Genomic DNA, 20821 nt, shown 5'->3' on the forward strand with positions numbered 1-20821 from the left:
CACTGCTTCGACGATGGAGGTCAGTGCCGCCTCCCGGTCACCGATTTCGGCTTGCTGGTTGGACAGGGTGTTCAACGAACCCGCCAGGTTTGGGAGGAATGCCGCCGGGTTTGTGTCGACCATTCGTCGGTAGTGGCCGACCGCTTCGACGATGGAGGTCAGTGCCGCCTCCCGGTCACCGATCCCGGCCTGCCGGACAGACAGGTTGTTCAGCAGTCGTGCCCGCTCGGCTAGCTGCTCGATATTGGTGGCCGCCGCAGCATTGGTGGCCGTCGCAGCGGATTCGTGGAGGTGAGTGGAGGCGATTAGGGCGAGCTTGCCGAGACTGTGGCGCTCGGGTATGAGATCTGCGAGTTCTGCCAGGGGCAGCGGTGTGTCTGGTTCTGTTGCGAGTGTTTCGAGCGGACCGACGAATGGTCCGCCTCGGGTGAATGCGACAGACAGCGCCGCACGCCACTGGTTGGGGTGCCGGGCCAGCATCCTTTCGGCGAGATGTTCGGCGATCGTCGAGTTGTCGTCGGCGGCGCGGGTCAAGGTTGCCGCGATATTGCTCGCCTGATTCGTCCGCTCGGCGCGGTCGACGACTGTGTCGAAATAAGTTCGGTCGGAGCCGAATACGTTGATGATGAGATGGTCGGCCAAGACATCGGGACGTAACGCCAGTCGCTCGGTGGCTGTGTCGTGAATGAAGGGCCGCAGCACCTCGGCGAGTTCGCCCGGTGGCACGGTCGTGTAGTCATCGAGCCCGAGGACGCGGAGTGCGGCGGTAAGGGTCGCCGGTGCCGGTGTGAGCAGGCTGATTCCCGCGACGATGCGCCGCAGTCCCTCTATCGGTACGGCTTTCCGCTTCTTCGGATCTTGCTCGTGCATACCGAATCGGCTGGCGAGCGCGTTGTTCCAGTTGTCGAATTCTCGATCGAGGATCTCCTCATAGAGGTTCTCGCGCTTGTTGGGTAGCCGAGTCGCGTTATGGGCGGCAATCCAGGCGTGGAAGATGAGGTCCAGGGTGGTCCACCGGTGTGCGCCACCGGGCGGTTCCACGACGAGGTCGCCGGGGCTGTCCACGAGCGCGGCGAAGGCCCGGAAGGCCCGCAGGAACACGGTTTCGGGGTGGGGATGGCGGTCCTTGAGGGTGAGGTCGGGGTGGCGGTCGACGCGGATCCCGGCTTTGTCGAGGCCACGGTCGAGGGCACGCGACCAGTCGCCGGTATCGCGGGCGGTCATCACCACGACAGTGCGGCGCCTGCGGGCGGACAAGTGACGCAGCAGCACGATCAAGGCCGCAGTGGGGATGGCCTCGATATAGTCGACCACGATCAGCAGTGGCTGATTGACGCGCGCGAGCCACTCGATGGCTAGTTGGGCGGACTCGGGGAGGGCGGCATCATCGTCAATCGGTGCGGCTTCATGGTCCGCGAGCAGGTCCTCGCGCAGGAATCCGGTATACCAACCCTCGGTGGCGAGGAGGTGAGCGAGTTCGGCGGCCAGGCGGGTCTTTCCGCATCCTCCGACCCCGCGGATGCCCACGACTCGGGGTTTGTTCGCGGTGTCTCTGGCGTGGCACCACTGGAGGAGTTGGTGCAGTTCTGGACGTTCCTCGAAGCGCACGACGTTGTTGCGGGCCCGGATATTCGCCAGTGGGCCGGTGGCAGTGGGCTTTTCGTGATACGGCGGGTCAAGCGGGGGCAGTCGCGGCCAGTCCGGAACTGGGTGGGGGTCGGGTGCGGGATAGGCCAGTCCGACATCGATCCCGATGCGCCAGCTCCAGCGGTCACCGGTGAGGACTGCGGTCCCCCGCTCAACGATCTCGTCGAGGGTCGGGCTTGCCCCGCCGCGGTGGTCGCGCGTGACGCGGGCGATATCGATGGCGACGAATTCGCCATGCCCACGCCAGGTTTCGCGCAGCCCGGTGCCAGGCCAGCAGGGCCGAGCCGTGAGAAGGGTTTCCTCGAACGGATAGGGCTCGGTGCTGGCGCCTCGATGTTCCAGGCCCGCCCAGTCACCACGCAGCCACACCACAGTCAAGGCGTGGCCCGGTTGCCCCACTCGGGTGGAGTCGACCAGGACGATGATCGGGTGCAAGCCGGCGTCGAGGCAGGCACTGGCGAAGGCCACCGACAGGTCGAGACAGTTCCCGAGGCGCGGGTTGACGAAGACTTCGTCGGGGGTGCGGATATCCTGGTACTCGCTGCAGGCGGTGAAGGTTTCGTCGCTGTAGTCGGGGCCCGCGGCGATGAACGCCTCGACGATCTTCCGCAACCTGATCTGTGCCCCGGCCGCCGAACGACCCGGCAGTGGTGCGTGTTCGGGCATCACCCTGGCCATGACACCGGTTCGCACATACCGCACCAGATCCAACGGTTGCGTGGGATCCCACTGCGGCCAGCCGTTCACGCTCCGCCCGCTTCGATGTCCGGTTCCCACTCCTCGCCAGGGGTCTCGACGACCACTGACGCCTGACCCCAGATCGGCGATCCGTAATCGGCGTCGTGGGCTTCCACGACTACCTCGTGCACACCGGCCGGCAGTTCAGGAAGCACAGCCTCCCAACGATTGTTACGCAGGCTCATCGGCACTGAGATGCCATCGACGGTCAGTGTCGCGCTCGAACCAGGCCCCTCGACCTCACCGAAGACCTCACCGCCGACCACGTACTCGTGTCCGGCCCACATCACATCCTCGGTGTCGAGCCCGAGCCACGGCCGCTCCGCTTCCCCCCGCGATGGCACCGGGCTGCCCATCAACGCGGTCAGCAGATCGCGCACCCCGGTGGTAGCACCCATATCGATGTGTTTGTCCAGCACCGGATGCCACCTTCCGGGCCGATCGCTCAGTTCCGGAGGGATCGTCGACAACACCGGCACAGTGCCGTCACCGAACCATCCGACATTGCCCCGCCACGACGGATCCTCCGTGGTGACCTGCACTCTCCCGTCGATCACACCCGCCCAATTCGGTGTGCGATGCCCGCGAGCGTGGAACGGAACCAGTTCCGGCACCTGTGCGTTCGCCCAATGAGTCGTGATGGCGTCATGCACCTTCGCCGCGCCGCGAGCCATCGCGGCGAACCGCGCCCCGGCACTCGGATCGCCCATCGGCTGCACAACCTCTGGTGGCAGCTCCGTCGGTTCACACACGCCACCACTGACTTGTACCGCCGGATACTGCGGCAACAACTCGTGCGCCCCCTCCCAGCCGCGAATGACCCGCGTCGCGCCCCTGTGCCGTAACCCCGACAACCGCAAACCGTTTGCCAGCACATCCAACGCCTTCGGTGCACCCCGGTGCGGTGTCCCCAATGTGATCACCGCACGACACCGCACCGCAGAGCCGGGGTATTCGGCCACCCAGTCCCGGGCGACCAGCCCGCCCATCGAATGCGCCACAATCACTACACCGCGCTGAGCCGCCTCGGTCGCCAATGCCCGATCCAGTCGTCCCGCCGCAGCGGCGATCGACCGCCGGAAATCGTAGGGCACCCGCAGCACATCGGTATCGGCCGGAATAGGCACTCCCGGCGCATAATCCACGATCCGCAATCCCGGCGAAAACCACTTCCGCAGATTCCTGACCATCCCGTTATAGCCCGAGACGGCGACCAAACCGGGAATCACCGTCATCGTATCGACGAGCCGGATCGGTTCGAGATCCTCCTCCAACGAGAGCACGTCGGGCACACACACCGCGCGTCCGACCTTGGCCGGTGTGAGATCCCAGACTGGTTTCCCGTTACGGCCCAGCACACTGCCGCCGATCCCAGGAAGTATCACGATCAAATGTTTCAAAGCCATACGAAGCCGCCTCAACGAAAGCCCGATGAAGCAGACAGTTCCCGCACCGGCCGCGCCGATACGCCCGAGAATCGGAACCGCTGTAGCCAGCGAATCTACCGGCGCACCCGTGAAACATCAAACGTCACAACAAAATCCGTCCGACCGGTCTGATCTGGACCGTCGCACTTAAACAGCGCGCTGTGCATCGCTTATCCAGTAGATCTCCACCACTGGTATCGGGATGCCAAGTGGCCCTTGCGCGTCACGTAATCGGCATGAGCGTGCAGTCGGACATGCCGACGGCACCAGACACGGTCGCCGATGACATCAGATCTCGCCGAGCCAACGGATCTCAGATCCGGGAGACTGACGCCAGTGTTCGCCGATACCCTCCGTCCGCGTTCACCAGCGTAGCCAGCGCCGCCGTAACGATGCCGATCATGAACATGCATTCAGGTTGTTGGCGCAAGTTGATCGGGGAAACTGCTTGTCACGGGAGTTCGCCTGCGCGATTGTGCCGCTTGGGTGGATTGTTCATCCACACCGCACCGGAAACCCGGCGTGAGAGGGTTGTTCCACTTCGCGGCGCTCGCGCTCGATCCGCGTGATGATGCTCTGCACCGTCCGGGAGTCTTTCGGCCGCGCCGTAGGTACTGGATTCACCGCCGTGTAGGACACCATCGTCCACACCGCGATCGCGCCCAGGCCGATGCCGGACAGGAACATGACAATCGCTATCGCCATTACGCACCTCCTCTACTCGAATAGCCCGGTGAGACCGATGACGGCCGGTCCGGGCTGTGGGTACTGTCTGCGATGGCCAACTCGCCCCAGCGGCCACGTGCCCTCCCGTTGATGAGCTCCCGGCAACGGCAGCTCAGTACCGCGACTCGCGCGGTGATCAACAACCCGCGCTCTTCCGGATGCGGGTCGACCACAGTTCGTGGCCTTCGATTACCACTCGCTGTCGCCGGCGCCGTAGTCCCGCGTGAGCTGTTCACGATCGTCACCTCCCGGGTTCGGCATCAATGGCCTCGCCCCATGCACGGCAGTCGACGGCGGCCGGACGAGACTTCGTCGATGAGGTCCTGGTAGGCGATGGCCAACTCGCCCAAGCGTTCCCAGGGGCCGAGCAGCTCCTCACCACCGGAAGCGCTGGACAATACGGCGTAGGCGGCTGCGGTGAACTGTGCGAGTCGATCAATCACCGCGCCCAGTGCTTCGGTGTGCACGCGTGCACCGCCGGTCGGCACAGGGACCTGTCGGGACACCCACCGATCGATCTCAAGGGTCAAAGTCGCTCTGCGCCCGTCGATCTCACTGTTCCCACGACCCCCTGCGGCCAGTAACTGCTGGTGGATCTGCGACAACTCGCAGGCCCAGTGCAGCAGGAGATGATCTTCACGGATCTCACCCCGGCACGCGGCGAGCAGGCGCTCCTTCGAGGGCAGCGCGTTCATCGGAATGCCTCCGGATCGACCGTTCGTGCCTTGGTCGCCAACCACCGTTTCCGCTCGGCCTTTCGAGGCCCTGCCAGACGCGGCGGCAACAGCGCCTGGCCGATTGCTTCACACGGGGCCAAGCCCAGTTGCTGTGTCATCTCCGACAACTCGTCGACGATCTCGGCGATCTTGAGAGCGACTACAGCCTGGTCCATTGCGACCGTGCGACCCGGCAAGTACGACACGACCCACCGGCCCTGCCCGACCGATCGCGCCGAATGGTTGGTCTGGTCGCTGGTGATCAGCAACTCAGCTGCGTATATCGCCATCACCACGCCTCCCTTCACGGGGGTGTTGAGCGGTGCTGAATGTGAATAGTGATGCAGATCATACGACAGTATTTTAGTAAAATACATAGTCTAATCCGTACTCAAATTCGCGTGCGTGGTTGTAGTAGGGTGACGGAACGTCCACCCACGAGGAAGGGAGTGCTCGTGACCGCGACATCGCCGGTCGTGGCGGATTGGGAGTTGCGCCTTCGCGTTCGGGAGCAGGTCCAGCGACACGGGCTGAAGGGTGGCGCGATCGCCAAATCCCTCGGTATCACGCCGCAGTACTGGTCGAGCGTGACCGTCGGCAAGTTTCTGTTCCCGCGCGAACTCCTCGAGAAGACCCTCGACGTGCTGGAGTTCGACGACGTTGACCGACGCGAGCTGCTAGCGCTGCGGGAAACTGCGAAGGAACGTGCGCCTTTCGCGGCGTACAGCGCGCTGTTCGGCGAGTCTTTGCTGCGGTTGTACGGCCTCGAAGCGGGAGCGCATGCCATCCGAACCTTCGAGACCAGCGTTGTTCCCGGCCTGTTGCAGACCGAGGATTACATGCGGGCGCTCATGCGTTCGACGGCGGCAACCCGGCCCACCGAAGCAGAGCAGCGCGTCCGAGCGCGGATGGAACGCCAACGCCGATTGGACCCACCGGATCCGGTACAGCTGTCGGTGGTCATCGGCCAAGCGGTGTTGATGTACCAGGTCGGTGGTCCACAGGTGCACAAGCAGCAACTGCTACACCTACGTAACCTTGCCGCGGATCGCTCGGACACCATCGACCTGAGGGTGATTCCGTTCGAAGCTGGCGACGCGCTGGCCGGATTGAACTCGGCAACCTTCCATCTCCTGGACTTTCCGAGTGCGCGGCTTCCGACCGTCGGCTGGTTGGAGACGGCCATCTACGGGGAACTCACCGAAGAGGCGCGCAAAGTGGACGCATTGCAGTACCTCTATGAGCAGGCTCGAGCCATCGCCCTGGACAGGGACGATTCCTTGCAGCTCATCGATCGCATCGCACACCAGACGGGGCAATAGTGAGTACCGAGTTCTTCAAATCCAGCTACAGCGGCGCGAACCAGAGCTGCGTCGAAGTCGCGCACCGCGCTGACGCGGTACTCGTTCGCGACAGCAAATACGACGGGCCCGCCGAGACACAGCCGATCGTGCAGATCCCAGCGGAATTCTGGACCCAGTTCCTAGCTCTCGCCCTCGGCGGCCGTTCCGGTCAGCTGGGCGGGCTGCGCGTGATCGTGCGTGATGACGGGAGCGCTTCGCTCGTTGACGCCTGTTGCACGCTGGCCTATACGCCCGGCGAATGGGACGCGTTCGTGAAGGGCATCGTCGACCAGCAGTTCGACAGGCCGGCGTAGACCGTTCTCGTGCGGTGAATCGCGAGAACACCACCCGCCTTTCATCGCTGTCGGCGTTTGGCGTGGAAGCGGTGGTCGCGCTCGACCAGCCGGACGATCGCGGCGCACTCGTCCGAGGGCAACGGTGACGACAAGAACCCCATCGTGTTCACGAGCATGTCGGTGTCGGTACCGACGAAATCGACTGCGGGGTTCGCGACTTCGACCAGTTGAGCATCCTCGTGCATGAGCATGACCGCGGTCCGCACTCGAACCTGATGCCGGTTTCGCGTCAGCCATGCCTCCAAGTCACCAGCTACCTGACCGACCTGGACCGGCCAGCTGCGGCCGCCGCCGTCGACCGCCCACTCGGATTCGTACACATGCCCTCGCGCACTGATCCGTTGGACCCACCACTGGTCACCGACCGCGTGCAACAGGACGCGGCGGCGCTTGACCTCGATCGCCCAGACTCCTCCGGGTCCGATCAGTACACTGTCGGTCTCGCCGCGGCGGTTTCGATAACCGCGCATCATGATCCAATCGTCGGGCAAGGACGAGAGTTTCCAGGCCAGCAGATCCTCGCCGTACGCGCCAGCACCGAGCTGCCCGACCCGGTGAGATGCCTGCTGGGCGCTGTAGTCCGCCCAAGCCGCGTGCCGCGCTGCCTGTTCGACCTGCTGTTGCGCGGCTTCCTCGGCCGGAGTGGGGACTGCTAGTAGCCGTCTCCACAGCGGTTTCGCGCGCTTCGTCGCTTCCCACTCCCTGTGTGCCTGTCGGTACTGCCCTTCCCACGCTGCATGATTCGCCGCGGCTTCTTCGAGTTGATGCTCGGAGTGCCGCAGCTGCTCGCCAGCGTGATCGGACAGAATCTTGACTCGCATCGTGACCGCCCCCTGCGTACCGCTATCACATTCCAGCATGACTGAATGGGCGAAGGCGGGGGTTCGGTTGCCTTGGATTGCAACAACACCGGGCACTGGGCGACTTGCTGCTATCCGCTGTCGGTGAGCAGGCCCACGCGCTGGAGCTGCTCGAGGAACTCGGGTACGTCGGAGATAGGGTGTCCGGTAGTCCATGTAACCAGGTCGGTGATCTGCTCCGGCGTATTCGTGCCATCGCACAGCGCCCAGATGCGGTGGGCGATTTCGTCGACCACTGCGACGGTGCCGCAGTCGTCGTCGGGCACCAGTATCCAGGTGTCTCCGGTACAGCTGGCTTGCGCCGCAACCGTTTTCGGATAGGCAGGAAGTCCACGATCCTCGGCGGCAGTACTGTCGGTTGTCATTGGAGTGTTCCGCCTTTCTGGGTGAGCCAAGTGTTGACGGCGACGGTCGCCCACAGAGCTGGTCCGTGTGCGGGTGCTCGTCCGGCGATGTAGTCGTCGATGGCTGTTCGGAGGTGGTCCGGGTCGACCATGCCTGAATCGACCAGCGGCCCGCCGTCGGCGACCGCGCGGATCGTGTCGGCGGCGCGGTGCAGTCCTTCCCGCATCAGTACTCGGGCGTCGGCCTTGTCGCGGCGTTCGGCCACGGTCGCGGGTAGGTCGGGTAGCGCCTCGCGTAGTACCACCTTCTCGATTCCTCTGTCGCGGAACAGCTCCGGTGGCAGCGCCCAGGTCCAGGCGGCCAGGTCGGGGTCAAGGAAAGGGTAGGCGATCGTGACTCCGGCGCGGCGCGCGGTGTCTTCCCACCAGCCGCCGCAGTGCACGCGTCCGGCCGCGCCCGCCTCGCCGATCAGCGTTCGCGAGTAGTCCTCGGTGAATCGGCCCGGCTCGGCGAGGTGCGGGTAGCCGTCGGCGAGCCGGTCGATCAGGCCGCTCTGATCCCTGTATTGCATGGAGAGCCAAGGTGGGATGTCGAGGATCGCACGCCGAACCCGGGTGCCGCGCATCTCATAGGCCCCGCTCAGCAGACCCTGCACCACGGCACAAGCCTTGGCCGGGTTCGGGAATGTTCGGAGCTCGGCGGAAGCGCCGGTGGCGTCGCCGTGCGCCTGTCTGTCCGCGACGGCGAATACTTGCCCGAGCAGTAATTCGTCGCCGCCTTCTCCCGCGTGAACCGATCTCCTCGGTTCCGGGCTGGCCGCGATGGCCTGGAGCATCGCCCAGTTCCGGGCCGCGTATGTCCATGCCTCGGGCTCGTCACCCAGCGGGTGAGCGGCGCACAGCGGCAGCAGCTCGTCGGCCGGTAGCCGCAACACGTTGATTGCGGTGGCCTTCTCGACCGCGTCGACATAGCGGCGTTCATCGCAGGCTGCGAGCGTCGGCGCACTGTAGGTGAGAGCGAATCCGCAAGGCGGCGCGGGCAAACCGATGATGGCCGCGGTCGCCAGGGACGCGGAGTCGATTCCGCCGGAGAGCAGTACGCCGTCCTGTCCGCTCCCACAGCGCCGTAGCGCTGTCAGCAGGTGCGCGCGGAAACCCGCCACCAGGTCCCTGCGAGTCACACCGTCGAGGTCGGCCGTCTCGACCCGGGCGACCTCGCGAATCGACTGTGCGCCTCCCGCATGTACTACGAGGGCGTATCCAGGCCGGAGACGTCGGACTCCCGCCCATGCCGACCCGGTCGGGTCGCAGAGCGGCGGCACCAGAAACGCGGCCAATCCGACCGGGTCGACAACCGTGTCCGGTTCGGCGGCCCGCAGGCCACGGATCGTCGATGACACCCGCAGCGCACCCCGGCCGCGACTGTAGAACAGCGGCCTAGCGGCCATCGGCGATCGATACGCGAGCAGCCCCCCGTCCGGTATCGCGGCGACACAATGGAGATCGCCTGTCACCTCGCGCAGTGCCGCAATGAGGGTGTCCGGGCTGTGCGTGATAGTCGGGTCGAGGTCGGCGAAGATGCCCGCGACGTGCTCGGCTACCCACGCCGGGGCGGAGACCCCGACAGCGGTGCCATCGGGCAGCGTGTGGAGATTCTCGCGCGCTGTGACCGACGACTCCGCGCCGACAGCCAGGACGGCTGAGAGAACTTCCTTCGATCGCCATTCGCCCGACCGGTCGAGCATCGCCCGCGTCATGGCCGCGATGTCGGACCACGGATCGTCCCCGTCCCGGGCCTGCGCCAGCGCGATCGACGTCATTGCACCTCCAGGGGTTTCTCAGTAGCGGGCGGGTGCGCGTGCTGGTCGTCGGCGCGGACATGCACCACGCCGCCCTGCGCTATCAGGCGTAGGGCCTGCGGGGTGAGCGCGGCGCGCAATTCGGCGACGGCACCCGGGTCGTTGGTGATGGCGCGGCACAGTGCGCACATGGAGGCGTTGAGCAGCTTCGGCGAAATGCGGTCGCGAGCATCGGCGCTCAACATGTCGAACAGCTCGCGAGGGCCGCGCACATACAGCGCGTTGATGATCGGATCGCGGGCCGCGACGGCCAGCGCATCACCGACATCGCCCGGCTGTCGCATCCGCAAGCGGAGCGGCGAGTCCGCAGGCGCGCCGCGCGCGGGACCACAGCAGGTGTAGAGGTCGCCTTCTGGCGTGAGGACCGGTCGTCCGACTACTCCGCACGCCGTCTCGGGGACCTCGTCGATCGTCGCGCCGCGTTTGCGGGCCAGCTGAATGCCGCGCCCGAACGGCAGGACGTCGGCAGGTTCGAACCGTGCCCCGAACCGCTCCGCCGCCTCCCGTGCGACGGTGTAGGCGTCGTGATCCGGTGGCCCGCAGTACTGCACCACCATCTCGAGATCTGTGGCGTTGGCGGCCGACAGCAATCGGGTCAACGTGACCTCACCGATGTACGGCGCGGTCGGCTGGACCAGGTGATACTGGTCGAAACTTACCGCGAGCTTGTCCAGGCCCGCCCCGATCAGTTGCGCGATTGTCTCGCGTGTTCTTTCGTCATCACGTGCCCAATATCCGGATGTCACCATCGATGACCGCAACCCCAGAGCACGGGTGAGCCGGATCGTCGCAAGGGCCAGCTCCGGCAGCAGCATGGGTTCGCCGCCGGTGACGCACACCCCGTCGACGTACGGGGCAGCCGAGCTCACCGCTGCGTCCACCTGATCCCAGTACAGGTCCCCCCGCGCGCGGGGGGACGAGTCGGTAATGCAGTGGGCGCAGGTGAGCGGGCATCGATTCGTGACGTGCACGGCGAGGGTGTTGTACCGCATCCCTGTCCCTTTCCGCGGTCAGCTGGACTGCGAGGCGTGGATGTGCGGAGTGATATCGGGGACGTTCTCCATGAGTTCGGCTTTCGCGAACGTGGCGAGCAGCATCGGCCGTACCGTCTTCGGAACGGGGCCGCGATCGCTGCCATGGGAGGACTGCGGCGAGGTGGTTGTCATTGGTGGTACACCCTTTCTGGTCGTGTCAGCGTGCTCCGAATCTGACCGTGTCCGCTGGAGCACGGTGCTCGCTGTGGGATTCCAGCGTCTGCCGCGACGACATCACGGCGGAAGACCCGTGATGCGGACAGTGAATCTGTCCGCATCCACCCGATATCGGCGATGTGAGATGCTGAGCGATGACGGAGAGGGGCGTATGGACACCGTTTTCCAATCCGAACTGGCGACTCGCGTCGCAGCTGAACAGAGCGCCCATCGTTTGCCCAGCCTGACCGTCGCAGTCGGGGTCGACGGCGCTGTGTTGGCGGAGGCGTCGGCGGGTTTCGCTGATCTGAAGAACCTCGTGCCAGCCAGCGGCGGGAGCTGCTATCGGATCGGCTCGATAACCAAGACCTTCACCGCGGCGTTGACCCTATTGCTGTGTCATCGAGGCGAGCTGGACTTGGACGCGCCGGTCGGTCGATATCTGACCGGCGTACCGTTCGAACATCTCCCGCTGCGGATGCTGCTGTCCCACAGCAGCGGACTGCAACGCGAGGCCCCCGGCGACATGTGGGAAAGCATGCGGGGACCGTCCGCGCGCGAACTACGCGATTCCTTCGAACAGGTCGAACTGGTAGCGGAACCGGGGCAGCGGTGGCACTACTCCAATCTCGGATACGCGGTGATCGGGCAAGTCATCGAGCAGGTCTGCGGCCAATCCTGTGAGAAGGCGATCGAGCAGACGCTGCTCGAGCCACTGGAGCTGAACCGTACAAGTTGGACGCCCCCGACCGACGCTGTCCTCGGATATCGCCTCGACCCCTACGCCGACATCGTCCACCGCGAGCCGGTCATGGATCAGGTCGCCGTCGGCGTCGGCGGCCAAATATGGTCCACGCCAGGTGATCTACTGCGATGGGGGCACGCGCTGTGCGGCGGAGAAGCAACGATTGTGCCACCGGCCGTCGTCGATGCCATGCACACCTTGCAGGTCATGGTCGATACCCGAACCTGGACGCGCGGTTGGGGATTGGGGCTCATCCTCGACCGGCACCACGATCAGGTGCTCGGAGGACATACCGGCGCGATGCCCGGATTCCAGTCGGCCCTGACCCTCGATCGGCAAACCCGCACGGTTGTTGTCGGACTCACCAATTCCACTCGCGGCATCGCGCTCAGCGACCTCACCGCGCAGATAGCGCTCGACGTCATCGCCCGCCGACCTACACCACCGACATCGATGTGGCGGCCAGCGCCCCCATGCCCGGACGACGTGCGGGACCTGCTCGGCATCTGGTGGTCGGAATCCGATGAGATCGTCCTCCGCTGGTGCGACGATGGGCTGCACGCCCACCTGGCCTCGAGCCCTGCCACCACCGACACTCACTTCATCGCCGAGGGGCCGGGCAAGTTTCGAGCTGTCGCCGGCCGCTTGCGCGGCGAGCTGCTCATCGTGACCCGGACGTCATCGGCAGTCGAATTGCATTGGGCGACCTATCCACTCAGCCGGACTCCACAATGAACCTGCGGAGCCGCTCCCTCAGGTCGACGAGGGTGTTGTCGGCGCGAGCCGTCCTTCGCAAGTTTCGTTCTATCGAGCGGAAGACATTGACCACCCGCGGTGTGACGGGTCTTTGTTCCACATAAACGAGTGTTCGATCGACACCGGCTACAGCATCGTCGATCTCGCCGAGTCGAAGGTTGGCGGCGGCGCGCTCGAGCTGCCAGATGATGTTGTTCCTGATGAACCCCTTCGGCCCGGTGCGTTCCTGTTCTTGGAGCGCCACGATGGCTTGGCGCGGTTTCCCGAGTTCGAGCAGGCATGATCCGCGATGTCCCGCCAGCGCCGCCGCGTCGAAAACCGCGAGCCAGTCCGGGTCGAACTCCTCGGCTCGGTGACGCGCCAGATCGGTCTCGGCGGTCGACAGCATCCGCTGGCACAGGTCGGCTTCTCCCATTCTGGCGTGTGCGCGTGCGGCCATGGTCGCGACGAAAGCCGCCAGACGCCGGTTTCCGCTGCGACGGGCCCACGCCCACGCCCCATAGGCTTGCTCCGCGCCGCGGGCGGGTGTTCCGGTCCAGGTGCTCATGAACGCGGCATTCGGGCCGCCGACGAATGCCACCAGGTCCAATGCCTCGGCTCGTTCCGCCGAAGCACGGGCGCTGGCCAACATCCGCTCCGCGTTCGCACAGTGGCCCCGGTCGAACATCATCCACCCCGTCAGCTGCTGCGCCTCGGCCACCGTCCGCAAGAGCGGAGCACGTTGGTTGACCGGTACTTTCGTCGTGAATCTCTCCGCGACCTTGGAATAGCCGACGATCTCCTGCACACGATCCGCGGCCATAATGTGATCCGCGCTGCGGACCTCTCCGATCAGACGCCTCAGCCGCGCTTCAGCGGTATCAGGCGTGAACGACTCCACCTCGGGAAGCGCCACAGCACTATCGATCTCGACGAACGTGGCGGCGAGGCGGAGCAATTCGCCTCGGGCTTCGAGCGCATCGTCGAGTCGCCGGACCAAATCCTCGTGCGGCCGCCGCTGTGCCTTCTCGATCTTTCCGAGCAGATCGCCGCTGACGAGCACCGCCCTACCCAGCTCGGCCAGCGATCGGCGCGCTGCGACCCGGCGGTCCCGCAGCTCGGCACCGAACGCGGCCGCAGCCGACGATCGGGGATCGAGTTCGCGAAGCGCTTGTCCCACAAGGGGGAGTATGCGCGCGGCTCGGCGTCCCTGCCAGCAGATCACGAGCTTGCCCGCTTGCGACCGCTCCTCGAACGGGTGCGTGTCAGCTGACGACGGTAGCTCGACCGAATTTTCAGTTGCTGTGGTTGGTGGTGAAGTATTCGGGTCGGTAGAAGCGTTGAGGGAATGTTCGCGGGTCGGCGGGTTCGGTCAGGAGTCCGGTGTGCTTGTCGATGTCGTATTCGCGAATGATGACGTCGTAGATCTCCGGTATCGGGAGCTGGCCGACGAGAAAGGCGCGGTCCCACGGAGACTGGCTGATCTGCGGCCATTGGAGCATCTCGGCACGCGGTGCTGGCCACACGTCTATCAGGAAGCCACCTTCGACGATATCCTCATCGACCTTGTCGATCGTGAAGTGACCCCCGCGCCACCAGCAAGTGGCGTCTCGGAGGAAGATGCGGTCGAGATCCTTCGGAGGAACTACCTGTTGCCAGTGGCCTTGGTTTGCGACGAATCCCTCGGGTGGGGTGTGGCCGTAATCGTGTAAGACGACCGCGTTCGGCCGCCAGGAGGACCGGTAGTACTCGTGGCCCTGGTACACGGCGAAGCGACCGTCGGGGCGCAGTGTCGGTGTGCTCATGGGTGGCTTTCCGATTCCTCGTTCCTCCAGGACGACTTCGTGGACGCCGTCGGCGATGCGCTGCACCGGTGCGGCAACGCAGCAGTCAGGGTAGGTCTGGCCGCAGCTGAAGCCATTGTTGTATTTCGGCGGGTGGTTCATCCGCGCAGCGCTGAAGGTTGCTCAGCACGGCGAGTTCGTTCTTGGTCCGCCGTAGCTCGCGGATGCGCTCGACCGGGAGGTCGCGCCATCGGCGGGCATCGGCGGTGGTGGTATCGATCTGGCCAACGTGCCGATCGAGAAACCAGCGATAGATCTGCTCGCAGTCCCGGATGGGGTCACCGGCCACAGCCCCGTACCGGTCGATCATCGTAGCGCGCAGCATCATCGCGCTGACGGTCTGACTGTGTCGAAGCGCTTCGTCCCGGGTGGTGGCCGCGATCCGGTTCCGCAGGTCGATGGCTACCGTGGCCCAGGAGAGGGCCGTGTGCGAATCGGCGTGAATTGCCTCTTGGGCAGCGGCTTCGGCCAATCCGAGCCAGTTGAAATCCTCAGGTGCGTTTGGGCTCTGCAGCCACGTCAAGATCTCGGCCGGGTGCAGTGCCAGTATCTGCTCGAGAGGGTTCATCGGCTGATCAGCGTCCCTTCGGCAATGAACGATACTAGCTCTGAATCTAGGATGATCGCCGTCTTCCCCGGGCGGCGTGGAATTCTATCGGCAGATTATTCATCGCGGTTGCACACCTCGACGGCTGACCCGTCATGTACGCCAGGGATGCGGAAAGGCGAAGTGGCTGTGCTGGTGAAATCTGACGGCATATGTCAGCGAACTCTGACGTCGGCCGGTGAGTGAGTGGTGGTCGAAGGACGGTGAAAGATGACGTCATGCCTTCGGCGCGTCAGCCGGTTCGGGCGGTTCGCGCCTTCTAATGTCCGTCAGGATGTGGCCTGTGAAGGCTTGAGCTAGTCACGGAAGTGGGCCAGATCGGCCTGGCCGAAAGGGGAAGGACACATCGATGGCCTGGTTTACCCTCACGCCCGAGGTTCCCGCCGACAACGCGGACAAGACCTGGGATAACACGACCGACCCGCCCACCCTGGTCAGTGTGGTCTTCTCCTTCGTCGCATCGGTCGGAACCGAACTGTTCTCGTCAGGGCTCGGTGGAATTCACGGGGTCACCGAGCCGCTCGCCGAGGCGTTGGCAGAAACCGATTTCACCGGGTATCGACTGGTCCCGGCCACCGGTGAGCGCTCGATCTATTACCAGGACCGCGCAGAGGTCTTCGGCGAAGATGTTGGGCCTGATCCGCTCACCATCCCCACCACTCTGTTTGCCCTCGAGGTCAATGGCCGAGCCGGTGTCGACGACTTCGCCCAGACGCGAAGACTCGTTCTGTCCGAACGCGCCACGGACTTCCTATGTGCGCGCGACCCGGGACTGTCGACCCTTCGCGGGGAAGTCGACGAGACCGGTCGCATGATGGGCTCGATTTCTGACATCTTCAAAGGAACCGGCCCTCAATGATCGGCAGGGCTTTGCTGACCTTCGGACTCGCTTGTCAGCGAGCCACGCATCAGAGGAGAGACTTCGAAACCATGGAGGTCGGGGACACCGAGCCAGCCCGTGCAGTTCACAATTGGCGAATCGAAGCACGCGAGTACGCTCGCCACGAAGATCGCCGCGGGCGCCGATTCGCCTACACCACTCTCGTTCCCGCGACGACCGCACTCGTCGTCATCGATATGGTGCCATTCCACGTCGCTGACAACGCCTACTGCCGCGGGGTCGTCCCGAACATCAATCGCTTGGCCGAGACATTGCGCGCGGCAGGCGGAACAGTCGCCTGGGTTCTTCCCGGAGCGAGCGAACCCGGCCCAGCGGCGATCGAGTTCTTCGGTCGCCGAATCGCCGAAACCTACAGCGATACCGGTGGTGCCGGTGCATCCCACACTCGACTGTGGTCGGAGTTGATCACCGATCCCGGGGATCTGTTTCTGGAGAAGTTCGCGTTCAGCGCTTTCTTTCCTGGCCGGTGCACACTGCCTCAGCAGCTGCAACAGCGCAACATCGACACAGTGCTGATCACCGGGACCGTCACAAACGTGTGCTGTGAGTCCTCGGCCCGCGACGCGGCGACCCTCGGCTTCCGAGTGATCATGGTCGCGGACGGCAACGCCGCTCGCCGCGACCAGGACCACAACGCCACGCTGCACACGATCTACCGCTCGTTCGGCGATGTGCGCCCGACATCGGACGTGCTCGCCATGATCCGCCATGCCGAAGGACGATGACGGCCCGACGTTCGGACGTCAGCCGACCAGGCATGCGCCGCGGTGACGTAAGGGTTCACCTGCGTAGCCATCCGCCCGCTCAGTGTGGTGTCAGCAGCTTTCGGGCATGGTCGGTGCCGAGCGACAGCAGCAATGTCGGCAGGCGAGGCCCCGTGTCACGGGATACGAGCAGCTGGTAGAGGGCTTTGAAGAAGGCGCGTTGTTTCTTCTTCAGCTCGGGTGTCGGGTCGGCATCGGCGGGGAGTCCGGCCATCAGTTTGGGGACCGCGTACACGGTCGCGGTGAGGCCGGGCATCGTCCAGTTGTCGCCCATCTGGTCTACGAGCAGCGCAACACCCTCTTGGGTGGCGGTGTCGAGTTCGTTCCATGCCTCGGTGTTGAATTCGGTTCGGACGATGGTCCGATCACCGTCCGGCAGGGACTCGGTGTAGCGGATGGCGTTGCCCAAGCGGGGCTCCAGCTCACCCAACAGTGTGTCGTCGTCCGCGGGCAATTCCTGCCCGGTGTCCTCCGCAGTCAGCTGTTCACGCAGCAGGCGCGCGATCTGGGCGGTGTTCCCTGCGGTGATGTCGACCAGAGCTGAAAGCAGCCGGAACGACACCGGACGCGTGGACTGTTCGACCTCGCCGACGTGGGTCCGAACGCAGAGGTCATACAGGTGCGCATCCACCGGAGATGCCTGTCCGGCAGCGACTTTCGCGCTGTAACGGTCCCACTCGTCGTAGAGGCGGACGATGGCCGAGGGGGACAGGTCGATGGTGAATCCATTGGACGGGAGGCGGCGAGCGTAGAGCCACCGCACCATCGGCGGCTCGAGGATCTCGAGGATCGTGTCGGGCGTGGCCGCGCCGCCCCTGCTGCTGGACAGCTTCCCGCCGCCTCCGGCGGGCCGGACGAACGAGTACACCGCCGTCGATGGCGCTTCCGCGTCGTAGAGGGCGCGGATGATGACGCGGCCGGAAGCGAACGAGCTGGTCGGAGCGTGATGATCCTCGCCCGCCGGTTCGAACTGGACCCCTTCGAACGCCCAACGCATCGGCCAATCGACCTTCCACACCAGCTTCCCGAACGGGTGGCTGCCGTCTGCGAGGCTGTGGCCGCCGCTGTGCCCGCACCGACAGGTGTAGGTCACGACGGTGCCGTCCCAGCCGGTCACTTCCGTCGAGTCCTTGCCGCACACTTCGCAATACGGCTTGTACGGGTAGTAGGCGGCCCGCCGTTCCTCGACGGGAGTGTCGTGGCGTCCCTCGGTTTGGAAGGTCTCGAGAATGTCGAAGACGTCGCCGCGCCGATCCAGAGCCACCCGGATCTGGGCGTTGTAGGTGCCAGCGGGATACGCGGCGGATTGCCGCACCTCCCGCATCCGAACCCCGAGACGTGCCAAGGCGTCGGTGAACCGCGTCATATGCCGGGTCGCGTACGACTCGAACTCGCCCGCCGGGTCGGGGACGGCGGCGAGCGGCTTGCCGACATGCTCGGACCACTGCTTCGGTACCCCCGCCGGTACCTTCCGGAACCGGTCGTAGTCGTCCCAGGAGTGGTGGTGGATCGCGTCCAGACCGCGGGCGAGGAGTTCTTCGGCCACCAAATGGGCGGTCATCGCTTCCCGCAGATTGCCGAGGTGGATATCGCCGGACGGGCTGATGCCCGAGGCGCATACCAGCTTCGTCGCGCCGACCTGCTTCGCGTGCTCGATCACGGCGTCGGCGGTGCGGGCGATCCACGACGCTTCGCTGGCCGCATCGCGGGTATCTGGGTTAGCGTGGCTGGAGAGCACTGGTACACGCTACCAGCGGTGACCAGCCCATATTCGACGGCGTCCTACCCCTTCGGGCGACAGAACACAGTCCCGGCGCGCCATAACTCCCACACGGGACCAGCGCGGTCCACTGCCCGCTGCGCGTCGAAGACCCCTCCCGTCAGCTTCACCGAGATCGCTCACCGCCGCATGCGGGGGCTTGCCGCGCACAGCCAGGCACCTGGGGTGTGAGTCAACCGCTTCGAACCGTTGGGGCGATTTCCGGTAGGCGTCCGGCCAGTGCATTGATGCACGCATTCCGTACCGATCCGAAGGGCGGACGCTCATGGGCACCATCGCGCTCCCGCGCCAGCATCCACGCAAGTCGCTCCCTGCTGATACGAAGCGTCCCAGCGCCTCGGCCGACGCGTGGGATTCGCGAATGGCCGGCGACGTTCCGGCGGCAACGGTTTGCCGCCCCAGCGATCGCTGGGACCGGGTCCCGTACGCCACCGCGTACGGGGCCCTGTGTGGTGCGTACCCGGTGCGGATTCCGTGTCACGCATTCGACATGCACGCCGTCCGGTGCCAGGTGACGGTCGGCCGAGCGAAGTCGATCCGGTGACGGGCGACTTGAAGATTCCGATCGCAGGGAGGGTTGATCGTCCCGTGTCCGGATTCGACTGGGCCGATCTGACGGGAATGCGGCCGTGAAACGCGTGGCCGACGAGTACGGCACGGGAGACGACCTTCCCGGCAAGCGGTGGCTCACCCGAGAGGAAGCGGGTGAGTATCTCGGTGTTCACCCCCGCACCCTCGCGAACTGGGCTGCCAAGGGGCACGGCCCGCGCTACTCGAAGCCCTCGGGCACCTCGTGCATGTATCGGCTCGGCGATCTGGACGCCTACCTCGAGGCGCACCTGGTGCACACCGAGGAGCAACCGGACACGGCATGAACAACCCCTGCAGGGAGGGCGAGCCGCAATGCCAAGACCAGCAACCGAACTCGGTGGCTACGGCGAGATCGGAGCCAAAGAACAGAAGGACGGGAGGTGGAGGGCGTGGGCCACGTTCCGTGATTACGACGGCAAGGGCCGTCTGGTGGAGTCGTACGGGCCGACGGAGAGCAAGGCCAAGACGGCGTTGCGGAAGAAGCTCACGGCTCGCCAGCAGAGGTACGCCGGTCGCACGCGCGGCAAGATCAGCCGGGATACTCGCCTGACGGTACTGATGGATCTGTGGCTCGACGAGATGCAACGAGACGAAGGCGTCGGCCAGCAGTCCTACGACAGGTACAAGGGAGAGATCGATGCGAGCGCCGACAAGCGAGCCAAGAAGGATGCGGTCAAGCTGCGTCCCGCCCTCGGCAGTCTCCGGGTCTGGGAGGCCGATACCGGTCGGCTCGACGAGCATATTCAGTCTCTCGTCGCGGCCGGATTGAAGTCGAAGGCGCGGCTGCACAAGGTCATCCTGACCGGCGTCATGGGCGTCGCTGTCCGCTATGGCGCGCTCGCGGAGAACCCGGTTCGCGATACCGCTCGTCTGCGCAGGCGCAAGACCACGCCGCGTACTATCGAACGGGACCGTCTGGACGGCTTGCGCGTGCAGCTGCGGGAGTGGTTGGCCGGGAAGGATATTCCTGGAACCCCCGCGTATTCGCATGGGCCGAAGCGGGATCCGCTCGTGCTCGATGTCGCCGATCTGATTCTCGGCTCGGGCGTGCGGCCGGGCGAAGCGCTGGCGGCATCGTGGGATCAGTTCGACCTCGATGCTGTCCCGGCGACGTTCACGATATCGGCGACGGTCGTCAGGCTCGCCGGGAAGGGGCTGTTCCGCCAGGAGTGGGCCAAAACCGATGCCGGGCAGCGGATCGTCGCGCTGCCGGAGTTCACGACGCGCATGTTGAAACGGCTGCGCGACGATCCGGAGTACGGCCGGATGTGTGCGGTGAAGGCGCTGCGCGAAGTGGCTGGCAGCGCCGTCGAGGTGGAAGACAAGGTGCCGCTGGTGTTTCCCGGTCGAGGCGGGGTGCTGCGCGATCCGCACAACTTCAACCGGACATGGCGGGCGGCGCGGGGCACGCTGTACAAGGATGTCACGCAGTACACGTTCCGGAAGACCGTCGCGACCCTGATCGCGGAGGCATCCGATGCGAAGACGGCCGCCAAGCAGTTGGGGCACTCCCGCGAGGGGATCACCGAGCGGCACTACATCGCCTCACCCGAGCAAGCGCCGGACTCGTCGGCTGTGCTGGAGCGGGGTTTCGGCGGAACCGGGTGACGAACGCGGTGGGCGCGCGAATTTTTGGGATATTTTTGGG

21 protein-coding genes are annotated in these 20821 nt (G+C 65.2%); 7 read left to right on the top strand and 14 right to left on the bottom strand.

Annotation, left to right across the window (positions count from 1 at the left end):
• From QJS31_RS30745 to QJS31_RS30765, 5 genes are all read right to left on the bottom strand, one after another.
• On the bottom strand, positions 1-2325 hold a 2325-nt coding region (locus QJS31_RS30745), incomplete at its 3' end, for a hypothetical protein (RefSeq protein ID WP_306358342.1).
• A 65-nt stretch (positions 2326-2390) separates the two neighbouring features.
• Positions 2391-3791, bottom strand: coding sequence for a hypothetical protein (locus tag QJS31_RS30750; RefSeq protein ID WP_306358343.1), 1401 nt, complete (start codon positions 3789-3791; stop codon positions 2391-2393).
• A 516-nt stretch (positions 3792-4307) separates the two neighbouring features.
• Positions 4308-4517 carry a hypothetical protein gene (locus QJS31_RS30755; protein ID WP_306358344.1) on the bottom strand — a complete coding sequence of 70 codons (210 nt, stop codon included), beginning with the start codon at positions 4515-4517 and terminating at the stop codon, positions 4308-4310.
• Between the two features lie 281 nt (positions 4518-4798).
• Positions 4799-5233, bottom strand: coding sequence for a DUF4254 domain-containing protein (locus QJS31_RS30760; protein WP_306358345.1), 435 nt, complete (start codon positions 5231-5233; stop codon positions 4799-4801).
• Positions 5230-5631 carry a hypothetical protein gene (locus tag QJS31_RS30765; RefSeq protein WP_306358346.1) on the bottom strand — a complete coding sequence of 134 codons (402 nt, stop codon included), beginning with the start codon at positions 5629-5631 and terminating at the stop codon, positions 5230-5232. The genes QJS31_RS30760 and QJS31_RS30765 overlap by 4 nt, the downstream gene beginning before the upstream one ends.
• Positions 5632-5709: 78 nt before the next feature.
• Between QJS31_RS30765 and QJS31_RS30770 the strand changes: the two genes are divergently transcribed.
• Together QJS31_RS30770 and QJS31_RS30775 are read left to right on the top strand one after the other, a co-directional pair.
• On the top strand, positions 5710-6576 hold the full coding sequence (locus tag QJS31_RS30770) for a DUF5753 domain-containing protein (protein ID WP_306358347.1): 867 nt from the start codon (positions 5710-5712) through the stop codon (positions 6574-6576).
• Complete coding sequence (locus QJS31_RS30775) at positions 6576-6911, top strand: DUF397 domain-containing protein (RefSeq protein ID WP_306358348.1); 336 nt, start codon at positions 6576-6578, stop codon at positions 6909-6911. Before QJS31_RS30770 ends, QJS31_RS30775 begins: the two co-directional genes overlap by 1 nt.
• A gap of 41 nt (positions 6912-6952) precedes the next feature.
• Here QJS31_RS30775 and QJS31_RS30780 read toward each other — a convergent pair whose 3' ends face one another.
• The 5 genes from QJS31_RS30780 to QJS31_RS30800 all read right to left on the bottom strand — a co-directional run bounded on the left by QJS31_RS30780 (position 6953) and on the right by QJS31_RS30800 (position 11182).
• On the bottom strand, positions 6953-7813 hold the full coding sequence (locus tag QJS31_RS30780) for a nuclease-related domain-containing protein (RefSeq protein ID WP_306358349.1): 861 nt from the start codon (positions 7811-7813) through the stop codon (positions 6953-6955).
• A gap of 71 nt (positions 7814-7884) precedes the next feature.
• Positions 7885-8178, bottom strand: a complete 294-nt coding sequence (locus QJS31_RS30785; RefSeq protein WP_306358350.1) for a PqqD family protein — start codon at positions 8176-8178, stop codon at positions 7885-7887.
• Entirely contained in the window at positions 8175-9977 is a 1803-nt protein-coding gene (locus tag QJS31_RS30790; RefSeq protein WP_306358351.1) for an asparagine synthetase B family protein, read from the bottom strand. Before QJS31_RS30790 ends, QJS31_RS30785 begins: the two co-directional genes overlap by 4 nt.
• Entirely contained in the window at positions 9974-11008 is a 1035-nt protein-coding gene (locus QJS31_RS30795; protein ID WP_306358352.1) for a radical SAM protein, read from the bottom strand. The genes QJS31_RS30790 and QJS31_RS30795 overlap by 4 nt, the downstream gene beginning before the upstream one ends.
• Positions 11009-11026: 18 nt before the next feature.
• Positions 11027-11182 (bottom strand): hypothetical protein, encoded by a 156-nt coding sequence (locus QJS31_RS30800; RefSeq protein WP_306358353.1) that lies wholly within the window; start codon positions 11180-11182, stop codon positions 11027-11029.
• Positions 11183-11378: 196 nt separating this feature from the next.
• Between QJS31_RS30800 and QJS31_RS30805 the strand changes: the two genes are divergently transcribed.
• A complete protein-coding gene (locus QJS31_RS30805) occupies positions 11379-12686 on the top strand; it encodes a serine hydrolase (RefSeq protein ID WP_306358354.1) in 1308 nt (435 codons plus the stop codon).
• Here the strand turns inward: QJS31_RS30805 and QJS31_RS30810 are convergent.
• From QJS31_RS30810 to QJS31_RS30820, 3 genes are all read right to left on the bottom strand, one after another.
• A complete protein-coding gene (locus QJS31_RS30810; protein ID WP_306358355.1) occupies positions 12667-13866 on the bottom strand; it encodes a helix-turn-helix transcriptional regulator in 1200 nt (399 codons plus the stop codon). The genes QJS31_RS30805 and QJS31_RS30810 overlap by 20 nt on opposite strands.
• Positions 13867-13981: 115 nt before the next feature.
• Positions 13982-14632, bottom strand: a complete 651-nt coding sequence (locus QJS31_RS30815) for a hypothetical protein (RefSeq protein WP_306358356.1) — start codon at positions 14630-14632, stop codon at positions 13982-13984.
• Positions 14577-15098 (bottom strand): hypothetical protein, encoded by a 522-nt coding sequence (locus QJS31_RS30820; RefSeq protein ID WP_306358357.1) that lies wholly within the window; start codon positions 15096-15098, stop codon positions 14577-14579. Before QJS31_RS30820 ends, QJS31_RS30815 begins: the two co-directional genes overlap by 56 nt.
• 388 nt (positions 15099-15486) lie before the next feature.
• On the opposite strand from QJS31_RS30820, the gene QJS31_RS30825 reads away from it, so the two are divergent.
• Positions 15487-15996 carry a hypothetical protein gene (locus tag QJS31_RS30825; protein ID WP_306358358.1) on the top strand — a complete coding sequence of 170 codons (510 nt, stop codon included), beginning with the start codon at positions 15487-15489 and terminating at the stop codon, positions 15994-15996.
• The gene (locus QJS31_RS30830; RefSeq protein ID WP_306358359.1) at positions 15993-16763 is read left to right on the top strand and encodes an isochorismatase family cysteine hydrolase; all 771 of its coding nucleotides are present in this window, start codon (positions 15993-15995) and stop codon (positions 16761-16763) included. Before QJS31_RS30825 ends, QJS31_RS30830 begins: the two co-directional genes overlap by 4 nt.
• Before the next feature lie 79 nt (positions 16764-16842).
• Here the strand turns inward: QJS31_RS30830 and lysS are convergent, their stop codons facing one another.
• Entirely contained in the window at positions 16843-18540 is a 1698-nt protein-coding gene (gene lysS, locus QJS31_RS30835; RefSeq protein ID WP_306358360.1) for a lysine--tRNA ligase, read from the bottom strand.
• A gap of 671 nt (positions 18541-19211) precedes the next feature.
• On the opposite strand from lysS, the gene QJS31_RS30840 reads away from it, so the two are divergent.
• Both QJS31_RS30840 and QJS31_RS30845 read left to right on the top strand, forming a co-directional pair.
• Positions 19212-19457 (top strand): AlpA family transcriptional regulator, encoded by a 246-nt coding sequence (locus QJS31_RS30840; RefSeq protein WP_306358361.1) that lies wholly within the window; start codon positions 19212-19214, stop codon positions 19455-19457.
• A gap of 28 nt (positions 19458-19485) precedes the next feature.
• Positions 19486-20781 (top strand): tyrosine-type recombinase/integrase, encoded by a 1296-nt coding sequence (locus tag QJS31_RS30845; protein WP_306358362.1) that lies wholly within the window; start codon positions 19486-19488, stop codon positions 20779-20781.
• Positions 20782-20821 lie beyond the last annotated feature (40 nt).

Origin of the sequence: Nocardia sp. CC213A (assembly GCF_030766805.1) — a bacterium.
Classification (GTDB): Bacteria; Actinomycetota; Actinomycetes; order Mycobacteriales; family Mycobacteriaceae; genus Nocardia; species Nocardia otitidiscaviarum.